The organism is Cupriavidus taiwanensis LMG 19424 (assembly GCF_000069785.1).
Taxonomy (GTDB): Bacteria; Pseudomonadota; Gammaproteobacteria; order Burkholderiales; family Burkholderiaceae; genus Cupriavidus; species Cupriavidus taiwanensis.
Genome location: NC_010528.1, coordinates 1,257,839 through 1,274,436, shown reverse-complemented (window position 1 = coordinate 1,274,436; position 16,598 = coordinate 1,257,839). Strand labels below are relative to the sequence as shown.

The window sequence follows — 16,598 nt, the reverse complement described above, 5'->3', positions numbered from 1 at the left end:
CGACACGAAGAAACGGTTAGTGCCCTGCTACGTCAGTCGCAGGCGGACAGGAGGCGGCGCGTCAGATGCCAGCAGGTCCAGCAACTGGAACAGCTGGCCATCCTCGGGCCTGATGTCGTCCGGCCCCCATTGCGGCCGGACCAGCGACGTGACAAAGACCGAGCCGTGCGGCCCGGGGCACACCATGCTGGGGGCCTGGCATGGCACCGCAAGCTTGCGGATGCGCTCGCCGCCAGGCGCATGGACGTTGATGCAGCCGGCCGAGACGCCGGCCGACCAGTAGTTGTCGTGGCCGTCGATGAAGGCACCATCCGGGCGCCCGGCTTGCTCGTCGGCGTCGACCCATGGAGCGATGTCCGCGAGTGTTCCGGTCTGCGCCTGCCAGCGCGCGCGATAGACCACGCCTGCCTTGCTGTCGGAGAAGTGGAAGGTTTGCCCGTCACCGGACCAGGCAAAGCCGTTCGCGATATGCAGGCCATCCAGCAGCACGCGGCTGCCCCGTTGCGGATGCCAGGCGTGGAGCTGGCCGGTTGGCCGGCCCGCGCCCGAGTCGTCCATCGAACCGAAGACAAACCAGGCACCGCAAGGGGACACCCGGCCCTCGTTGAGCCGGTTGTGCGGGCGGTCCGGCTCCGGTGCCGCCACGGTGCACAGCGATGCGCGCTCCGGGTCGAGGATCGCCAGCTCATCGCGCAAGGCGAGCAGGATGCTACCGTCAACGCAGAGCGCATGCGCACCCACCGGCTTGGGCAGCGTCCAGGTGTCGAGCCGGCCCGTTGCCGGATCGAGCGCATGCAAGGCGGGCGCCCGCACATCGATCCAGGTCAGGCGCGCGTCCGCCCAGATCGGGCACTCGCCCACGCGGTTGCCGACCCGGAATTGGCGCAATGCCAGCCCTTGCTGCGTGCGGCCCGACAGGACCTCAACGATCGACGTCGAATAGGGAACGATCACGATTGAACTCCGCTGCGGCAAAGTCGCCGCCCTGGAAATGTTCTGCCAGCGGATCACTGCTGACCTTGTCCTGCAAAGCCTCGCGGTAAGGGTCAGCCGAATCCTGCGGCCGGTAGCCAAGCACATGGGCGCGCGTGTTGTCCCACCAGGTCCGGGCATTGTCGGAGACGCCATAGACGATGGCGTTGTCGTAGTCGGCCTCCATGCCGACCCGCACCAGCTGCGCCAGGTCGCGCGGGCTGACCCAGTGCGACAGCATCCGCGCATCGAGCGGTTCGGGCGAGCAGTGGCCAATGCGCATGCCAAAGCCCTTCAGCCCGAACTTCTGCGCGTACAGGCCCGCCACCGCTTCCATGAAGACCTTGGACACGCCGTAGCGCGAATCCGGGCGCGGCAGGTCTTCGCTGCCGACGGTAGTGGCGCGCGGATACAGGCCCATTGCGTGGTTGGAACTGGCGTAGATCATGCGCTGAACGCGCGCCGCGCGCGCCGCCTCCCACAGGTTGGCGACGCTGGCGACGTTGGCCGGCAGGATCACGTCCCATGCCGCTTCGCGCGGATAGCCGGCGAAATGGACCACCATGTCGGCGCCGGCCAGCAGCGCGGGCAACTGGCTGGCGTCCTCCAGCGCGCACTGGAAAGCGGTCTCGTTGCCGGCCTGCGGCGTGACGGGCCGCACGTCGCAAAGCCGCACCTCGCGGCATGCGGCGGCCAGCAACGGCCGCACATGCTGGGCCAGGCGCCCCGCCGCGCCGGTCAGCACCACGATGGGCAAGCGCTGCTCAGTCATAGCGGTGGCCCTCCTGCGCCTTCCATTGCGCGTATTCCTGCTGCAGCGCCGGATCGAGCAGCGGATACAGTCCCGGCAGGCTGGCGCCGGCCAGAATCTTCTCGTTGACCCAGTCCTCGTACATGGTCTGCTGGACTGCTTCCTGGGCGACGTCTTCCGCCAGGTGCCTGGGGATGCAGACGATCCCTTCCGCGTCGGCCACCATGATGTCGCCCGGATAGATGCTGACGCCGGCGCAGGCAATCGGGAGTTGCAGGTCGACTGCATGGTGACGGATCAGGTTGGTCGGCGCCGATGGCCGGGTGTGCCAGGCGGGGAAGTTCATCGCCGCGATCTCGGGGCTGTCGCGGAAGCCGCCGTCGGTGACCACGCCGGCGCCGCCCCGCAGCCAGAGCCGGGTAATCAGCAGGTTGCCGGACGATGCCGCCGTGGCGTCGCCGCGGCTGTCCATGACCAGCACATGGCCGGCCGGGCATTCCTCGATGGCCACGCGCTGGGGATGGCGCGGATCGTCGAACGCCGTGATCGGGTCGAGGTCCTCGCGTGCCGGGATATAGCGCAGCGTGAACGCCGGACCGACGAAGCGGCACGCGGAGGGATTCAGGGGCCTGAGGCCCTGCAGGAACACGTTGCGGAAGCCGCGCTTGAACAGGATGGTGGTCAGCGTGGCGGTGGATACGCGCAACAGGATTTCGCGCGAGGCGTCGGACAGGGGCATGGAATGGTCTCCTTCTTACGATTGCGTCAGGCGTGCGCGGGTGCGCCGCGCCTGGAGATATGGGGTTTCTTGCGAAGTGCCGGGCTCCCAGCCGCCGGCGGGCAAGGCAACGTTGCGCTCGCTGGGATGGGCCGCGATAAAGTCAGGCTCCAGGCTGGTGCCCAGGCCGGGCCCGGCCGGCACCAGGATCTGGCCATCTTCGGCGTGGAGCGAATCGGTAATGGCCTGCGCCTTGCCGGGCCAGTCGGGTTCCAGGCGCTCGAGGATGAGGCCGGTCGGCGAGGTCGCGATCCAGTGCACCGCGGCGAACTCCGCCACCGGACCCAGCGAGCCCGAATGCGGCGCCAGCAGCAGTGAACGCGCCTCGGCCAGGGCGGCAATCTTCTTGAGCTGCGTCGGCCCGCCGGTGCGGCCGGTGTCAGGCTGGACGATATCGACCAGGCCGCTCGCCATCAGCCGGTCGAACTCCGCCAGCGTGCCAAGGCGCTCACCGGCGGCAAGCGGCAACGCGACGCTGTCGCGCACGCGGCGCCAGCCCAGTTCGTCTTCCGGGCCGACCGGCTCTTCGAGGAACAGCAGGCGCGCGCCTTCCAGCGCCCGCCCTACCGCCACGGCATCCGCACCGGTCAGCCATGCCGGGCCGTGCAGGTCGACGATCAGGTCGACATCCGGCCCGATCGCTTCGCGCACCGCCCAGGCGCGCTCGACGATCTGCTGCGTCCCGCCGACCTTGACCGCGCGTACGCCGCGCGACACCGCGGCGCGCGCCGTCTCGGCATCCTTCACGTGGGCGTAGTAGGACACGCGCTGGCGCAGCGCCCCGCCGAGCAGGTCGTGCAGCGGGCGGCCCAGCGCCTGTGCCTTGATGTCCCATAGCGCCGTGTCCAGCGCCGCCAGCGCCCCGGCGCCGACCACGCCGATGTGGCCGTGGCCCATCAACGCCACGCGCAGCTTCTGGTGCAGACGCTCGGTCTGGAACGGGTCCTCGCCGGCCAGCAGCGGCGCCAGGTCCGGCAGCCCGGCCGCGACCACGCGCGGCCATCCGGATCCTTCGCCGATGCCGACCAGGCCCGCGTCGGTGGCAACTTCAACGAACAGCCAGTTGCGCCCCGTCGCCAGGGCGCTTTTGCCCGCCCCGCCCCATGCCGTATGGGTCGGCGCGCCGGCCTGCATCAGGTGAACTTTGACCTGCGTGATTTTCATCGTGTCCGGAGGGTTATTGCGGCTTGATGTTTGCTGCCTTGATGAACGCACTCCAGCGTGCCAGTTCCTCCAGGTAGAGCTTCTGGAAATCCGCGGGCGTCGCGCTGGCCGTGGGCTCCATGCCCATGGCCTGTGCCCGGGCCTGCACCGCCGGCTGGCGCATGGCCGCGTTGAGCGCCGCATGCAGCTTGTCGATGACGGCAGGTGGCGTACCGGCCTTCACCGCCAGGCCCTGCCAGCTGCGGATATAGGTCTCCTTGGGCAAGCCCGCCGCCGGGGCCGGCGGTGCCTTGACGCCGCTTACCGCACTGGCCTGCATCACCGCCAGGGGCCGCACCTTGCCCGCATCAATGTAGGACTTGAGGGTCCCGGAGCCCAGGTCGAACATCACGTCCACCTCGCCCGACATCAGGCCTTGCAGCGCGGGCGTGCCGCCGCGGTAGGGGATATGCAGTGCCGGCATGTGCTCGGCGCGCTTGAGCAGCTCGAGCGCCAGGTGCGACGACGTGCCGATGCCACCGCTGCCGACCTTGAGCCCGCCATCGAGCCTGCGCGACGCCGCGATGACATCGGCCGCCGACCGGTACGGGGACGAGGCTGCCGCCAGCATGAAGACCGGAACGCTGGTCATCTGGCCCACCATCGCCAGGTCGGTGCGCGGGTTGTAGGGCACGCCGATCATCGACGGATTGGTGGCCAGGTGAATGGCCGCGAAGATCACGGAATAGCCATCGGGCGCCGCGGCCAGCGCGGCCTGGGTGGCGATGTTGCCGGAGGCGCCGCTGCGGTTGTCCACCACCACCGGCTGGCCCAGGCTCTTGGACATTTCCTCGGCGACCGCGCGGGCCATGGTGTCGGCCGCGCCGCCTGGCGCAAAGCCGACGATCAGCTGGATCGGCCGGGACGGATACGGCGCGGGGGCGGCGCAAGCCGCATGAATCAGCCCGAAGGCGGCGGTGAATGAAAACGCTAGGCGCACGGCGCCCTTACCGAACTCCATGTCGGCTGTCTCCTGGTTCAGGTTTGGAACGATTTCGTGGCGCCCGGCCGGCGCCACGGCTTAGTGCGGTGTTTCGATCATGCGCAGCAAGTCGTCGCGCGCCGATTCGGCGTGATCCAGCGCGATGCGCGCGGCCAGCGCGCCGTCGCCCTTGCGCACCGCCGCCACCAGCTTGCGGTGCTGCGCAATCACCGCGTCCTTGCGCTGCGGGCCATAGCCAAGCGAACGGCGCAGGGCATCGACCAGGCTGGAGCGCGAGCCGAGCACATCCACCGCTGGCTGGTTGCCGGCCACCTGGTTGAAGACCCGGTGGAATTCGCGGTTCGCCGCCACGCTCGCGCCAGTGTCGTCGCCGCTGACGACCTCCTCGTAATGCAGGCGCGCCGCATCGATCCGCTCGATGTCCTCGGGCGTCGCGAGCGCCGCGACCTTGGCCGCCAGCATCTGCTCGATGGCCCCGCGCATGTCATAGATGTTGGCAATGTAGGCCGCGTCGACGGTGGGGATCACCGCGCCGCGGTGCATCTGCATGTCGATGATGCCCTCGCCCTGCAGGTGCAGCAGCGCCTCGCGCACCGGATTCAGGCTGACTTCGTACCGCTCCACCATTTGCGCCAGCGTGATGTGCGCACCGAGCGGCCAGATTCCGGCGGCAATATCGGCGCGGATCTGTTCGCGCAGACGGACATAGGTGGGAGTGTTGATGCGTTGCATGGGGAAATCCGGTGCATCCGGTTGCGTTTGGTAAAGCACGAGCTTACTATACACTGGATTTTCCAAAATCCAAAATCCAATGCGATACCAGAACTACATCAACGGCCGGTGGGTCGACAGCGAACAGCACGACCCCAACCGCAATCCCTCCGATTTGTCCGACCTCGTTGGCGAAGCCGCCATTGCAACCCCTGCCCTGGCGCAGGAAGCCATCGCGGCGGCCAGCGCAGCCTTTGGTGCGTGGTCCGAAAGTCCCGTGCAACTGCGCGCGGATATCCTCGCTCGCGTCGGCCATGAAATCGTGGATCGCAAGGACGAGCTCGGACGGCTGCTGGCGCGCGAAGAAGGCAAGACCCTGCGCGAGGCCATCGGCGAGGTCATGCGCGCCGGACAGATTTTCAAGTACTTCGCGCAGGAAGCGCTGCGGCCGCACGGGCAGCTGGTGGCATCGGTGCGGCCAGGCATCGATGTGGAAGTCACGGCAGAACCGGTCGGCGTGGTCAGCATCATCACGCCGTGGAATTTCCCCATCGCCATCCCGGCATGGAAGCTTGCGCCTGCGCTGGCGTTCGGCAATTGCGTGGTGTTCAAGCCGGCGGAACTGGTGCCGGGCTCGGCCTGGGCGCTGGCCGAGATCCTGTCGCGCAGCGGGCTGCCCGACGGCGTCTTCAACATGGTCCTGGGCCGCGGCACGGAACTTGGCCCGGTCCTGACGACGTCCCCGGATGTCGCGGCTGTCTCCTTTACCGGATCGGAGGCTACGGGCCGCCGTATCGCGCAGGCCCTCGGCGGAACCAGCACGCGGCTGCAACTGGAGATGGGCGGCAAGAACCCGCTGGTGGTGCTGGGCGATGCGGATATCGCCGTGGCCGTCGACGCCGCCGTGCAAGGCGCCTTCTATTCCACGGGCCAGCGCTGCACGGCGTCATCGCGGATCATCGTGACCGACGACATCCACGACCGCTTCACCAGGGCATTGCGCGAGGCCACGCAGCGGCTTCGCGTCGGCCACGCGCTGGACGATGCCACCGACATCGGCCCCGTGGCCGACGCCAGCCAGCTCGACAAGGACCTCGGCTACGTCGCCCTCGGCCGCCAGGAAGGCGCCGTGCTGGCGTGCGGCGGCGAACGTCTGCGGTGCGCCAGCGACGGGTTCTATCTGGCGCCGGCGCTATTCCTCGAATGCGAAAGCGGCATGCGCGTAGCCCAGGAAGAGATCTTCGGACCGGTGGCGACGGTGCTGCGCGCGCGCGACCACGACCATGCCCTCGAGCTTGCCAACGACACCCCGTTCGGCCTGTCGGCGGGCGTGTGCACGCGCTCGTTGTCTGCGGCGCGCCGCTTCCGGCGGCAGCTGCGCGCCGGCATGGTCATGGTCAATACAGCCACCGCGGGCGTGGACTATCACGTGCCGTTCGGCGGCATCAGGGCCTCCTCATACGGCCCGCACGAGCAGGGCTGGGCCGCGCGCGAATTCTTTACTGCCGGCAAGACGAGCTACATCCGGGCCTGACACCCCGCCTTTTTTGCAGCACCTGCCAGGGCGCCTGCCGTCCTGGACATTCCAATATCCATCACGGAGACAACATGAAGAAGTTCTTCCTGCCGCTTTGCCTTGCCAGTGGATTCGCCGGCCCGGCCCTCGCCCAGAGCGGGGTTTCGCTGTACGGACTGATCGACACCACGATCCGCTACACCACCCACGAGAACCCCAGCGGCGACGGCAAGTTCCAGATGGGCGACGGCGTACTTACCGGCACGCGCTTCGGCATGCAGGGCACCGAAACGCTCGGTAACGGCTACCGCGCCTTCTTCGTGCTCGAGAACGGCTTCCTGCCCGATACGGGCATGGCCTCGCAAGGCGGCCGGTTGTTCGGGCGCAAGGCCTTCGTCGGCCTCGGCGGGGATTTCGGCAGCCTGAAGCTGGGCCGCGACTTCACCGTAATCCACGAAGTCATTGCCAGCTACGACACCATGGCGTTGCCCAACCTGGGGCTGATCGCCTTCCAGAGCGGCAACTACACCGGCGGCGTGCGCCAGGACAACATGCTCAAGTACTCAGGCGTATTCGGGCCGGTCACCGTGGCCGCGCAGCATGCGTTCGGCGAAGTCGCCGGCAGCTTCCCGGCATCGTCGTCGACCGGCGCGAGCCTGACCTACAGCAGCGGCCCCGTCAAGCTTGCCGGCGGCTACCAGATCATGCGCGACACCGCCACCTACTTCGGCACCGCGGTACCGACGAGCGACCAGCAGGTATGGTCGGTGGGCGGCACGTACCGGTGGGGCAATACGCTGTTCAACGCAGGCTTCACGCGCAGTACGTACGACCAGGCGGGCTATCGCGACAACGCCTACTATGCCGGGCTGAAGCACGCGTTCAGCGATGCATGGACGTTTTATCTCACCGGCACCTATGACCGCATGAAGATCAACGGCGACGGCGGCAACCGCTATACGGCGGCGATGATGGTGGACTACAACCTGAGCAAGCGCACCGATGTCTATGTCGAAGCCGACTACACCGCGCTGACGGGCACCTGGCGCACCCTCGCGTCAAGGCCCAACTTCGTCACGCCGTTCTTCGGCCATGGCAACCGCATCGGCGTGACCACCGGGCTGCGCCACAAGTTCTGAACGCCGGACGGCTCAGCGGCCCTGGACCGAGTCGCCACGGCTGACCGCCTCGGCCCGCTCGGCCCCCTCGGCCCCCTCGGCCGCCTTGACCGCTTTTGCCGGGCTGCCTTCCGCGCGAAAGCTCATCACCGCGCAGAAGGCCCCCGCCGCCGCGGCCACGGCGGCGAGGCCGAAGGTATGCGCCGGCGCCAGCGCATTCCAGGTCCAGCCCATCGCCAGCCCGCCCAGCGTGCCGCCGACGCCGTAGGAGATGCCGGTGTACAGCGCCTGTCCCCGCCCCTGCAGCGGCCCGGCAAACCACACCTGCAGGCGCTTCAGGCTGGCGCTGTGGTGCGCGGCGAAGGTGGCCGCGTGCAGCACCTGCACCACTGCCATCAGCCACGCGAACTGCGCCAGGTAGCCGGTCAGCCCGAAGCGCAGCGCCGCCAGCACGAAGGTTCCCGCCAGGATGGTGCGCAGCGCGTAGCGCGCGAACAGCAGGCCCTGATAGTAGAAGAACACGATCTCGGCAACCACGCCGATGGTCCACATCACGCCGATGGCGAACTTGCTGTAGCCCAGCGTCTCCAGCCACAGCGAATAGAAGACGTAGAGCGCCGCGTGCGCGAACATCATCAGGAAGGCCGACGCCAGGAACCAGGCCACGTCCGGGCGGCGCAGCAGCGGCAAGGCCCGCGGCGGCGGCGTGCGCGGGCCCTCGTCGGCCGCGTCGCGCATGGTCAGAACCACCGCCGCCAGGATCGCCAGCAGCGCGCTGGCCACCCACGGGAACGCGCGCATGCCGACCGCCTCGAACAGCGCCCCGCCGGCCAGCACCGCGCCGATGAAGCCGAGCGAGCCGAACATGCGGATGCGGCCGTAGCTGTGGTCGAAGGCGCCGTGCCGGCGCAGCGTGGAAATGGTCAGGGCATCGCCCAGCGGCGACATCGCGCTGGTCAGCAGGCTCAGCGTCAGCATCATCGCCATCATGCCGCCGTAGCTGCCGACGCCCGGCAGCAGCAGGAATGCCAGCAGCGAAGTGAACGCGCTGACGCGCAGGATGCGCACGCGCGTGTGCATCACGTCGGACAGCCAGCCCCACAGGTAGGGCCCGACGATGCGGCTGACCTGGAAGCTCGCCATCAGCACGCCGATCTGCACCGGGTCGAAGCCGCGGTCGGCGAAATACAGGCTGACGTAGGGAGAGATCAGGCCGACGTAGCCGTAATAGCCCAGGTAGAACAGCCCGAAGCGGGCATAGTCAGGGCCGCCGGCAGCGCCGGGGCCTGTCCCGCGCAGCGGCGGCAAGTCAGCGGGTCTGTCCGGCCTGCGCGGGGATGCGCGGCGTTTCGACGCGGACGTCGCCGCACTGCGCGCGGTGGCGCAGCGCGTGGTCGATCAGCACCAGCGCCAGCATGGCCTCGGCGATCGGCGTGGCGCGGATGCCCACGCACGGATCGTGGCGGCCGAAGGTCTCGACGGTGGCGGCATTGCCGGCCTTGTCGATCGATTCGCGCGGGGTGCGGATCGAAGACGTCGGCTTGATCGCCAGCGACACGGTGATGTCCTGCCCGGTGGAGATGCCGCCCAGCACGCCGCCGGCGTTGTTGGTGCGGAAGCCCGCGGCGGTCAGCTCGTCGCCGTGGACGCTGCCGCGCTGCGCGACGCTGTCGAAGCCGGCGCCGATCTCGACGCCCTTGACCGCGTTGATGCCCATCATGGCGTGCGCGATATCGGCATCGAGCTTGTCGAACAGCGGCTCGCCCAGGCCCACCGGCACGTGGCTGGCCACCACCTCGATGCGCGCGCCGACCGAGTCGCCGTCGCGGCGCAGCGCGTCCATATAGGTTTCCAGCTCGGGGATGATGTCGGCGTTGGCGGCGAAGAACGGGTTCTCCGGCACATGCGACCAGTCGGTAAACGGCACCGCGATCTCGCCCAGCTGCGACATATAGCCCCGGATCTCGGTGCCGTACTGTTCGCGCAGCCATTTCTTGGCCACCGCGCCCGCCGCCACCACCGGCGCGGTCAGGCGCGCCGACGAGCGGCCGCCGCCGCGATGGTCACGGATGCCGTATTTCTGCCAGTAGGTGTAGTCGGCATGGCCCGGGCGGAAGGTCTCGACGATATTGCCGTAGTCCTTGCTGCGCTGGTCGGTGTTGCGGATCAGCAGGCAGATCGGGGTGCCGGTGGTCTTGCCCTCGAACACGCCGGACAGGATCTCGACCTGGTCGGGTTCCTTGCGCTGGGTGACGTGGCGCGAGGTGCCGGGCTTGCGGCGGTCCAGGTCGCCCTGGATATCGGCCTCGGTCAGCGCCAGGCCCGGCGGGCAGCCGTCCACCACCGCGCCGATGGCGGGCCCGTGCGATTCGCCGAAGGTGGTGACTGTGAAAAGCAGGCCAAGGGTGTTGCCGGACATGATGGAAACCGCACAGGAATTGGGGACGGCCTCCATTGTAAGGCCAATGGCCATGCGCGGGCGGCCCCGGGCGGTGCCGAAACGCTCAGGCCGCTACGCCCTGCGGCACCGGTGCGGCCGCCAGCTCCGGGTAGAACTCGGCGCGCATCCGCGCCATATAGGCCACCAGGTTGGCATGGCCCTCGGCCGCGGTGCGGATCGGGGTGTCGAATACGGGGCACAGCAGGCTGCCGGCAAAGGCGAACAGCGTGGCATCCGCCCCGCAGGGCTTGTCGCCCATCAGGTAGCGCTTGTCTCCCAGGATGTCGGCGATCGAGGTCACACCCTTGGTGGCCAGCGCCACCAGCTCTTCCTCGCTATGCCGGCCCAGGCCCTGCCCCCACAGCGTCTTGCGCACCTTGTAGCGCACCAGCCGCTCGGCCAGGCCGCGCACCGGCGCCGGCACGCTGCGGAAGAACTGGGCCGGGCCCTTGTCGAAATTGGCCTGGTCCAGCCAGCGCACGCGCGCCACCGCCCAGTAGAGATGGTCCTCCATCAGCTTCTCGGCGGCCCAGGCAATGCCGCGCTCGGCCGGGCCCAGGCCGTCGTCGAAGTCGATGTGGTAGGTCTTCTCGATGTGCCAGCGGATCATGGTGGAATCGGCCACGATCCGGCCCATGTCGTCCAGGTACGGCAGCTTGCCCTTGGGCGCGCGCCGCAGGCTGCCGCGGCGCGCGTGGTACGGCAGGCCGGCCAGCTTGAGCAGCATCTCGGCCTTGGTCACGAAGGGGCTGGCATCGGGCAGCCCGAAGGCGGGGCCGAAGGTGTAGAGGGTAATCATCGGGGATCGCCTTTGCGTGAGCTAGCGCCAGTCGCCGCGCAAGGCCTGCACCATCTGCTGCAGTCCTTCCGGCGTAGCCGCCTCGGGCGGCACCGGCTCGCCCACCACCAGTTCGAGCCGGTTCAGGATGCCGCGCCGGAACGGCCGCGACATCGCCGGCGCGCCCTTGCGCGAGAAGAAGCTGCCCCACAGTCCGCGCAGCGCCATCGGCACCACCGGCACCGGGGTGCGGCGGATGATCTGCTGCACGCCCTGCTTGAACGGATTGATCTCGCCGGTGGCGGTGATCTTGCCTTCGGGGAAGATGCAGACCAGGTCGCCGTCTTCCAGCGCCTGGGCCACGCTGTCGTAGGCACGCCTGAGCATCTCGGGGTCCTGGTGCGCCGGCGCGATCGGGATCGCGCGCGCCTGCCGGAAGAACCACGACAGCAGCGGCACCTTGAAGATGTTGTGGTCCATCACGAAGCGCACCGGGCGCGGGCTGCAGGCCATCAGCACCACCGCATCGGCAAAGCTGACGTGGTTGCACACCAGCACCGCCGGACCGTCCGCGGGGATGCGCTCGGCGTTGATGCGGCGCAGGCGATAGAGGGTATGGACCAGGATCCAGGCGATAAAGCGCAGCAGGAACTCCGGCACCAGCGAGTAGATATAGACCGCCACCACCGCATTGAGCAGACCGACCACCAGGAACAGCTGCGGGATGCTGTAGCCGGCCTGCGTCATCGCCACACCCAGCAGCGATGCGGCAATCATGAAGAAGCTGTTCAGGATATTGTTGGCCGCGATGATGCGCGCGCGGTGCGTGGGGGCGCTGCGGCTCTGGATCAGCGCGTACAGCGGCACGCTGTAGAAGCCGCCGAACATGGCCAGCAGGAACAGGTCGGCCAGCACGCGCCAGTGGTGCGGCGCGGCCAGGAAGGCGCCGACGCCGCTCAGCGCGGCCGGCGCCTGGCCCTGGCTGGCAAAGTACAGGTCGACCGCGAACACGGTCATGCCAATCGAGCCGAACGGCACCAGGCCGACCTCGACATGGCGCCCGGACAGGCGCTCGCACAGCAGCGAACCGGTGCCGATGCCCAGCGAGAACACCGCCAGCAGCAGCGTCACCACATTCTGGTCGCCGCCCAGCACATCCTTGGCATAGCTGAAGAACGAGGTCAGGAAGGTCGCCCCGAGGAACCACAGCCACGAAATGCCGAGCAGGCTCAGGAACACGGTGCGGTTGCCGCGCGCCAGCACCAGGTTGCGCCAGGTCTCGGAAAACGGGTTCCAGTTGATGCGCAGGTCCGGCTGCGGCGCCGGCGACGCCGGGATCCCGCCCGCCACCAGGCGCCCGGCTATGGCAATGGCCACGCACACCGCGCCCACGTACAGCGGACCGACAATGGTGCCGCCCTGCCGCAGCCCCGCCAGCTCGCCGCCGATCAGCGTGCCGATCAGGATCGCGACGAAGGTGCCCATCTCGACCAGCCCGTTGCCGCCGACCAGCTCGCTCTCGTCCAGGTGCTGTGGCAGGTAGGCAAACTTGACCGGCCCGAACAGCGTGGAATGCAGCCCCATCAGGAAGGTGCCGGCATACAGCAGCGGCGCGCTGTGCCAGGCAAAGCCGGCCAGCCCCAGCACCATGATGGCGATCTCCAGCGACTTGACCAGCCGGATCAGCCGCGACTTTTCCAGCTTGTCGGCGATCTGCCCGCTGGTGGCCGAGAACAGCACGAACGGCGCGATAAAGATTGCCGAGATCAGGAACGCCGCGCTGCGCGCATCGACGCCCTCGAACAGCGCCGTGTGATAGGTCACCAGCGAGGTGAAGGCGACCTTGAACACGTTGTCGTTCATCGCCCCCAGGAACTGGGTCCAGAAGAACGGAGCGAAGCGGCGCAGGCCGAGCAGTCGGAACTGGCTGTGTTGGCTCATTGGATGGGCCGGTCGGTCGGGACGACCGCCAACGGAGTGGGAACGCCGGCTAGTGTGCCGCAGCCGCGGCCTGGCCGCCACCTTGCCGCGGCCGGGCCGAGGCCCACCAAGGGTATTTCCGCAGGCGGCCGGCGGTTGCAGGCGGTTTCAGGCGGCGCGGCGCGGCGCCATCACTCGGCGCGCTCTTCCGGCCAGTCGCGGATATACGCCTTGAGCATCTTGTTCTCGAAGCTCTGGTCCTCGACCACGGCCTTGGCAACGTCGTAGAACGAGATCACGCCCATCAGCGTGCGGTTGTCGAGCACGGGCAGGTAGCGGGTGTGACGCTCCAGCATCATCCGGCGGACCTCGTTGACGTCGGTTTCCATGGTGCAGGTCAGCGGCGCATCGTCCATCACCTTGCGGATGCTGCTGGTGCCGACGTTGCCGTTGTTGCGGGCCAGCGTCTCGATGATCTCGCGGAAGGTCAGCATGCCGACCAGGTCGCCGTACTCCATCACCACCAGCGAGCCGATATCGTGCTCGGCCATGGTGTGCACGGCGACCAGCAAGGAGGTGTCAGGCGTCACGGTGTAGAGCGTATTGCCCTTGATCTGGAGGATGTCGCTGACTTTCATGGTGGTCTCCGCTGCCTGGCTCTGTCCGAGCTGAAACTGAGGGCCTCGCCGCGGCGCTTGCGGCGGCGGGGCCAGTCACTTTGTTGTCTGTATCGGGGTGTGCGGGCGCCTTGCCCGTTGGCCGATGCTAGCCCAAACCCGCCGCCAAAGTAAAGCGGGAGGCCGGTTTGCGGGCCGCCGGCGCGCGTGGGCGGGCGCGCGGTGCTACGATGCTGGCCGGAGACAACTCAAGGCTGACCGACCATGTCCGGAACCCGCTTCGACACGCTGGCGCTGCACGCCGGCGCCGCGCCCGACCCCGCCACCGGGGCCCGCGCCACCCCCATCCACCTGACCACGTCCTTTGTGTTCCGCGACAGCGAGCACGCCGCGTCGCTGTTCAACATGGAACGCGCGGGGCACGTCTACTCGCGCATTTCCAATCCCACCGTGGCCGTGCTCGAGGAGCGCATCGCCGCGCTCGAGAACGGCGCCGGCGCCATCGCCACGGCCTCGGGCCAGGCCGCGCTGCACCTGGCGGTGGCCACGCTGATGGGCGCGGGCTCGCACATCGTGGCGTCGTCGGCGCTGTACGGCGGCTCGCACAACCTGCTGCACTACACGCTGCGCCGCTTCGGCATCGAGACCACCTTCGTCAAGGCGCGCGACATCGACGCCTGGCGCGCCGCCATCCGGCCCGATACCCGGCTGCTGTTCGGCGAGACGCTGGGCAACCCCGGGCTGGACGTGCTCGACATCCCGACCCTGGCGCAGCTGGGCCAGGACCACGGCATCCCGCTGCTGGTGGACTCCACCTTCACCACGCCCTACCTGCTGCGCCCGTTCGACCATGGCGCCGGCCTGCTCTACCACTCCGCGACGAAGTTCCTGGGCGGCCACGGCACCACCATCGGCGGCGTGCTGGTCGAGGGCGGCACCTTCGACTTCGAAGCCTCGGGACGCTTCCCTGAGCTGTCCGAGCCCTACGAGGGTTTCCACAACATGGTGTTCACCGAGGAAAGCACGGTGGCGCCGTTCCTGCTGCGGGCGCGCCGCGAAGGGCTGCGCGATTTCGGCGCCTGCATGAACCCGATGGCGGCGTGGCAGCTGCTGCAGGGCGTGGAGACGCTGCCGCTGCGCATGAGCCGCCATGTCGACAACACCCGCAAGGTGGTGCAGTTCCTGGTATCGCATCCGATGGTGGAGTCGGTGTCCTACCCGGAACTGGAATCGCACCCCGACTACGAGCTGGCCAAGCGCCTGCTGCCGCGCGGCTGCGGCGCGGTGTTCAGCTTCAACCTGAAGGGCAACCGCGCTGCCGGCCAGCGCTTTATCGAAAGCCTGTCGCTGTTCTCGCACCTGGCCAATGTCGGCGACGCGCGCTCGCTGGTGATCCATCCGGCGTCGACCACGCACTTCCGCATGGACGCGGCCGCGCTGCAATCGGCGGGCATCACCGAAGGCACGATCCGGCTGTCGGTCGGCCTGGAGGATGCCGATGACCTGATCGACGATCTCAAGCGCGGCATGAAGGCGGCCGAGAAGGCCATGGGCGCGGGCAACAAGGGAGGGCAAGCCTGATGGAACTGAACCTTGCCGGCCAGCCGGCCTACGCCTATACCGGCGGCAAACCCTTCGACCCTGCCCTGCCCTGCGCCGTCTTCGTCCACGGCGCGCAGAACGACCACAGCGTCTGGGCGCTGCAGACGCGCTGGTTCGCCAACCATGGCTTCTCGGTGCTGGCGGTGGACCTGCCCGGCCACAACCGCAGCCAGGGCGCGCCGCTGGCCACGGTCGAGGCCATGGCGGACTGGGTCATGGCGCTGGTGGCCGCCGCCGGCGTTACGGCGCCGGCCTTCGTGTTCGGGCACAGCATGGGCTCGCTGATCGCGCTGGAATGCGCGGCCCGGCATCCGCAGATGGTGCGCGGCATCGGCCTGCTGGCCACCGCGTATCCGATGAAGGTCTCGGACGCGCTGCTGGACGCCTCGCTCAACCGCGAGGGCGACGCCATCGCCATGGTCAATGCGTGGTCGCATTCCAGCCTCGCCAACAAGCCGTCGTCGCCGGGCCCCGGCGCGTGGATGCACGGCGGCAGCCAGCGGCTGATGGAGCGCGTGTCGCGCAACAACCCGCAGGCGCATGTGTTCCACAACGACTTCTCGGCGTGCAATGCCTATGCTCACGGCGAGGAAGCCGCCGCGACGGCGGCCTGCCCGGCACTGTTCATCACCGGCAGCAAGGACATGATGACCTCGCCCAAGGCAGCGCAGGCGCTGGCCGGCAAGATGCGCAATGCGAGCGTGGTGACGGTGCCGTGCGGCCATGCGCTGATGGGCGAGCGCCCGGATGAGGTGCTGGATGCGCTGGCGGCGTTCGCGCGCAAGGTCGTGGCAGCGGGCTGACGCAGGCCCCGGACGGCTCGCCACGCCGGCGGCCGTCCGCATTACATCCCGGCGCCGAAGGTCTACACTGCAGCAAACAAGACTTGCCGGAGACAGCCATGGCCCACGCCCGCCTGCGCGAGTTCGAGAATTTCGCGGCCTTCTTTCCCTACTACCTGAGCGAGCACCAGAACCGTACCTGCCGGCGGCTGCATTTCGCCGGCTCGACGGTGGCGCTGCTATGCCTGGTGGCGCTGGTCGTGACCGGCAACTTCTGGTGGCTGCTCGCCGCGGTGGTGGCTGGCTATGCGTTCGCCTGGGTCGGGCACTTCGGCTTCGAGAAGAATCGGCCGGCTACGTTCCGGCATCCCGTGTATAGCCTGATGGGGGATTGGGTGATGTATGCCGATATCTGGCGGGGGAGGATTCCGTTTTGAAGGGAGCGGGGCTTGGCGCTTGTTTGGGGT

16 protein-coding genes are annotated in these 16,598 nt (G+C 68.5%); 5 read left to right on the top strand and 11 right to left on the bottom strand.

Annotated elements, in window-relative coordinates; all coding sequences use genetic code 11:
• Positions 1-27 precede the first annotated feature (27 nt).
• The 6 genes from RALTA_RS05925 to RALTA_RS05900 are packed head-to-tail and all read right to left on the bottom strand — an operon-like array spanning position 28 to position 5,379.
• Positions 28-954, bottom strand: a complete 927-nt coding sequence (locus RALTA_RS05925) for an SMP-30/gluconolactonase/LRE family protein (RefSeq protein WP_041232110.1) — start codon at positions 952-954, stop codon at positions 28-30.
• Entirely contained in the window at positions 923-1,744 is an 822-nt protein-coding gene (locus RALTA_RS05920) for an NAD-dependent epimerase/dehydratase family protein (RefSeq protein WP_012352528.1), read from the bottom strand. Before RALTA_RS05920 ends, RALTA_RS05925 begins: the two co-directional genes overlap by 32 nt.
• Positions 1,737-2,462: a ribonuclease activity regulator RraA gene (locus RALTA_RS05915; RefSeq protein ID WP_012352527.1), complete on the bottom strand. Its 726-nt coding sequence runs from the start codon at positions 2,460-2,462 to the stop codon at positions 1,737-1,739. Before RALTA_RS05915 ends, RALTA_RS05920 begins: the two co-directional genes overlap by 8 nt.
• A gap of 15 nt (positions 2,463-2,477) precedes the next feature.
• Positions 2,478-3,665, bottom strand: coding sequence for a mandelate racemase/muconate lactonizing enzyme family protein (locus RALTA_RS05910; protein ID WP_012352526.1), 1,188 nt, complete (start codon positions 3,663-3,665; stop codon positions 2,478-2,480).
• Positions 3,666-3,678: 13 nt separating this feature from the next.
• Positions 3,679-4,665, bottom strand: a complete 987-nt coding sequence (locus RALTA_RS05905; protein WP_012352525.1) for a Bug family tripartite tricarboxylate transporter substrate binding protein — start codon at positions 4,663-4,665, stop codon at positions 3,679-3,681.
• 60 nt (positions 4,666-4,725) lie between these two features.
• The gene (locus RALTA_RS05900) at positions 4,726-5,379 is read right to left on the bottom strand and encodes a GntR family transcriptional regulator (protein WP_012352524.1); all 654 of its coding nucleotides are present in this window, start codon (positions 5,377-5,379) and stop codon (positions 4,726-4,728) included.
• A gap of 79 nt (positions 5,380-5,458) precedes the next feature.
• Here RALTA_RS05900 and RALTA_RS05895 point away from each other — a divergent pair, with 79 nt between their 5' ends.
• A complete protein-coding gene (locus RALTA_RS05895; RefSeq protein WP_012352523.1) occupies positions 5,459-6,892 on the top strand; it encodes an aldehyde dehydrogenase family protein in 1,434 nt (477 codons plus the stop codon).
• 74 nt (positions 6,893-6,966) lie between these two features.
• Positions 6,967-8,013 carry a porin gene (locus RALTA_RS05890; protein ID WP_012352522.1) on the top strand — a complete coding sequence of 349 codons (1,047 nt, stop codon included), beginning with the start codon at positions 6,967-6,969 and terminating at the stop codon, positions 8,011-8,013.
• A gap of 12 nt (positions 8,014-8,025) precedes the next feature.
• Here the strand turns inward: RALTA_RS05890 and RALTA_RS05885 are convergent, their stop codons facing one another.
• From RALTA_RS05885 to RALTA_RS05865, 5 genes are all read right to left on the bottom strand, one after another.
• Complete coding sequence (locus tag RALTA_RS05885) at positions 8,026-9,300, bottom strand: MFS transporter (protein ID WP_012352521.1); 1,275 nt, start codon at positions 9,298-9,300, stop codon at positions 8,026-8,028.
• Position 9,301: 1 nt separating this feature from the next.
• Positions 9,302-10,411, bottom strand: a complete 1,110-nt coding sequence (gene aroC / locus RALTA_RS05880) for a chorismate synthase (RefSeq protein ID WP_025582179.1) — start codon at positions 10,409-10,411, stop codon at positions 9,302-9,304.
• Positions 10,412-10,496: 85 nt separating this feature from the next.
• Entirely contained in the window at positions 10,497-11,231 is a 735-nt protein-coding gene (locus RALTA_RS05875) for a glutathione S-transferase C-terminal domain-containing protein (RefSeq protein ID WP_012352519.1), read from the bottom strand.
• 21 nt (positions 11,232-11,252) lie between these two features.
• Positions 11,253-13,151 (bottom strand): MFS transporter, encoded by a 1,899-nt coding sequence (locus RALTA_RS05870; protein ID WP_025582183.1) that lies wholly within the window; start codon positions 13,149-13,151, stop codon positions 11,253-11,255.
• A gap of 170 nt (positions 13,152-13,321) precedes the next feature.
• Entirely contained in the window at positions 13,322-13,768 is a 447-nt protein-coding gene (locus RALTA_RS05865; RefSeq protein ID WP_012352517.1) for a CBS domain-containing protein, read from the bottom strand.
• A gap of 243 nt (positions 13,769-14,011) precedes the next feature.
• On the opposite strand from RALTA_RS05865, the gene RALTA_RS05860 reads away from it, so the two are divergent.
• The 3 genes from RALTA_RS05860 to RALTA_RS05850 all read left to right on the top strand — a co-directional run bounded on the left by RALTA_RS05860 (position 14,012) and on the right by RALTA_RS05850 (position 16,568).
• Positions 14,012-15,328 (top strand): O-acetylhomoserine aminocarboxypropyltransferase, encoded by a 1,317-nt coding sequence (locus tag RALTA_RS05860; protein WP_012352516.1) that lies wholly within the window; start codon positions 14,012-14,014, stop codon positions 15,326-15,328.
• The gene (locus RALTA_RS05855; protein WP_012352515.1) at positions 15,328-16,152 is read left to right on the top strand and encodes an alpha/beta fold hydrolase; all 825 of its coding nucleotides are present in this window, start codon (positions 15,328-15,330) and stop codon (positions 16,150-16,152) included. Before RALTA_RS05860 ends, RALTA_RS05855 begins: the two co-directional genes overlap by 1 nt.
• A gap of 98 nt (positions 16,153-16,250) precedes the next feature.
• Complete coding sequence (locus RALTA_RS05850; RefSeq protein WP_041232108.1) at positions 16,251-16,568, top strand: Mpo1-like protein; 318 nt, start codon at positions 16,251-16,253, stop codon at positions 16,566-16,568.
• Positions 16,569-16,598 lie beyond the last annotated feature (30 nt).

Bases quoted from the DNA above. Each gene is read 5' to 3' on its own strand.
- RALTA_RS05850 (WP_041232108.1), top strand. From the start codon at position 16,251: ATGGCCCACGCCCGCCTGCGCGAGTTCGAGAATTTCGCGGCCTTCTTT.
- RALTA_RS05915 (WP_012352527.1), bottom strand. From the start codon at position 2,462: ATGCCCCTGTCCGACGCCTCGCGCGAAATCCTGTTGCGCGTATCCACC.
- RALTA_RS05910 (WP_012352526.1), bottom strand. From the start codon at position 3,665: ATGAAAATCACGCAGGTCAAAGTTCACCTGATGCAGGCCGGCGCGCCG.
- RALTA_RS05860 (WP_012352516.1), top strand. From the start codon at position 14,012: ATGTCCGGAACCCGCTTCGACACGCTGGCGCTGCACGCCGGCGCCGCG.
- RALTA_RS05900 (WP_012352524.1), bottom strand. From the start codon at position 5,379: ATGCAACGCATCAACACTCCCACCTATGTCCGTCTGCGCGAACAGATC.
- RALTA_RS05905 (WP_012352525.1), bottom strand. From the start codon at position 4,665: ATGGAGTTCGGTAAGGGCGCCGTGCGCCTAGCGTTTTCATTCACCGCC.
- RALTA_RS05875 (WP_012352519.1), bottom strand. From the start codon at position 11,231: ATGATTACCCTCTACACCTTCGGCCCCGCCTTCGGGCTGCCCGATGCC.
- RALTA_RS05870 (WP_025582183.1), bottom strand. From the start codon at position 13,151: ATGAGCCAACACAGCCAGTTCCGACTGCTCGGCCTGCGCCGCTTCGCT.
- RALTA_RS05890 (WP_012352522.1), top strand. From the start codon at position 6,967: ATGAAGAAGTTCTTCCTGCCGCTTTGCCTTGCCAGTGGATTCGCCGGC.
- RALTA_RS05895 (WP_012352523.1), top strand. From the start codon at position 5,459: ATGCGATACCAGAACTACATCAACGGCCGGTGGGTCGACAGCGAACAG.
- RALTA_RS05855 (WP_012352515.1), top strand. From the start codon at position 15,328: ATGGAACTGAACCTTGCCGGCCAGCCGGCCTACGCCTATACCGGCGGC.
- aroC (WP_025582179.1), bottom strand. From the start codon at position 10,411: ATGTCCGGCAACACCCTTGGCCTGCTTTTCACAGTCACCACCTTCGGC.
- RALTA_RS05920 (WP_012352528.1), bottom strand. From the start codon at position 1,744: ATGACTGAGCAGCGCTTGCCCATCGTGGTGCTGACCGGCGCGGCGGGG.
- RALTA_RS05865 (WP_012352517.1), bottom strand. From the start codon at position 13,768: ATGAAAGTCAGCGACATCCTCCAGATCAAGGGCAATACGCTCTACACC.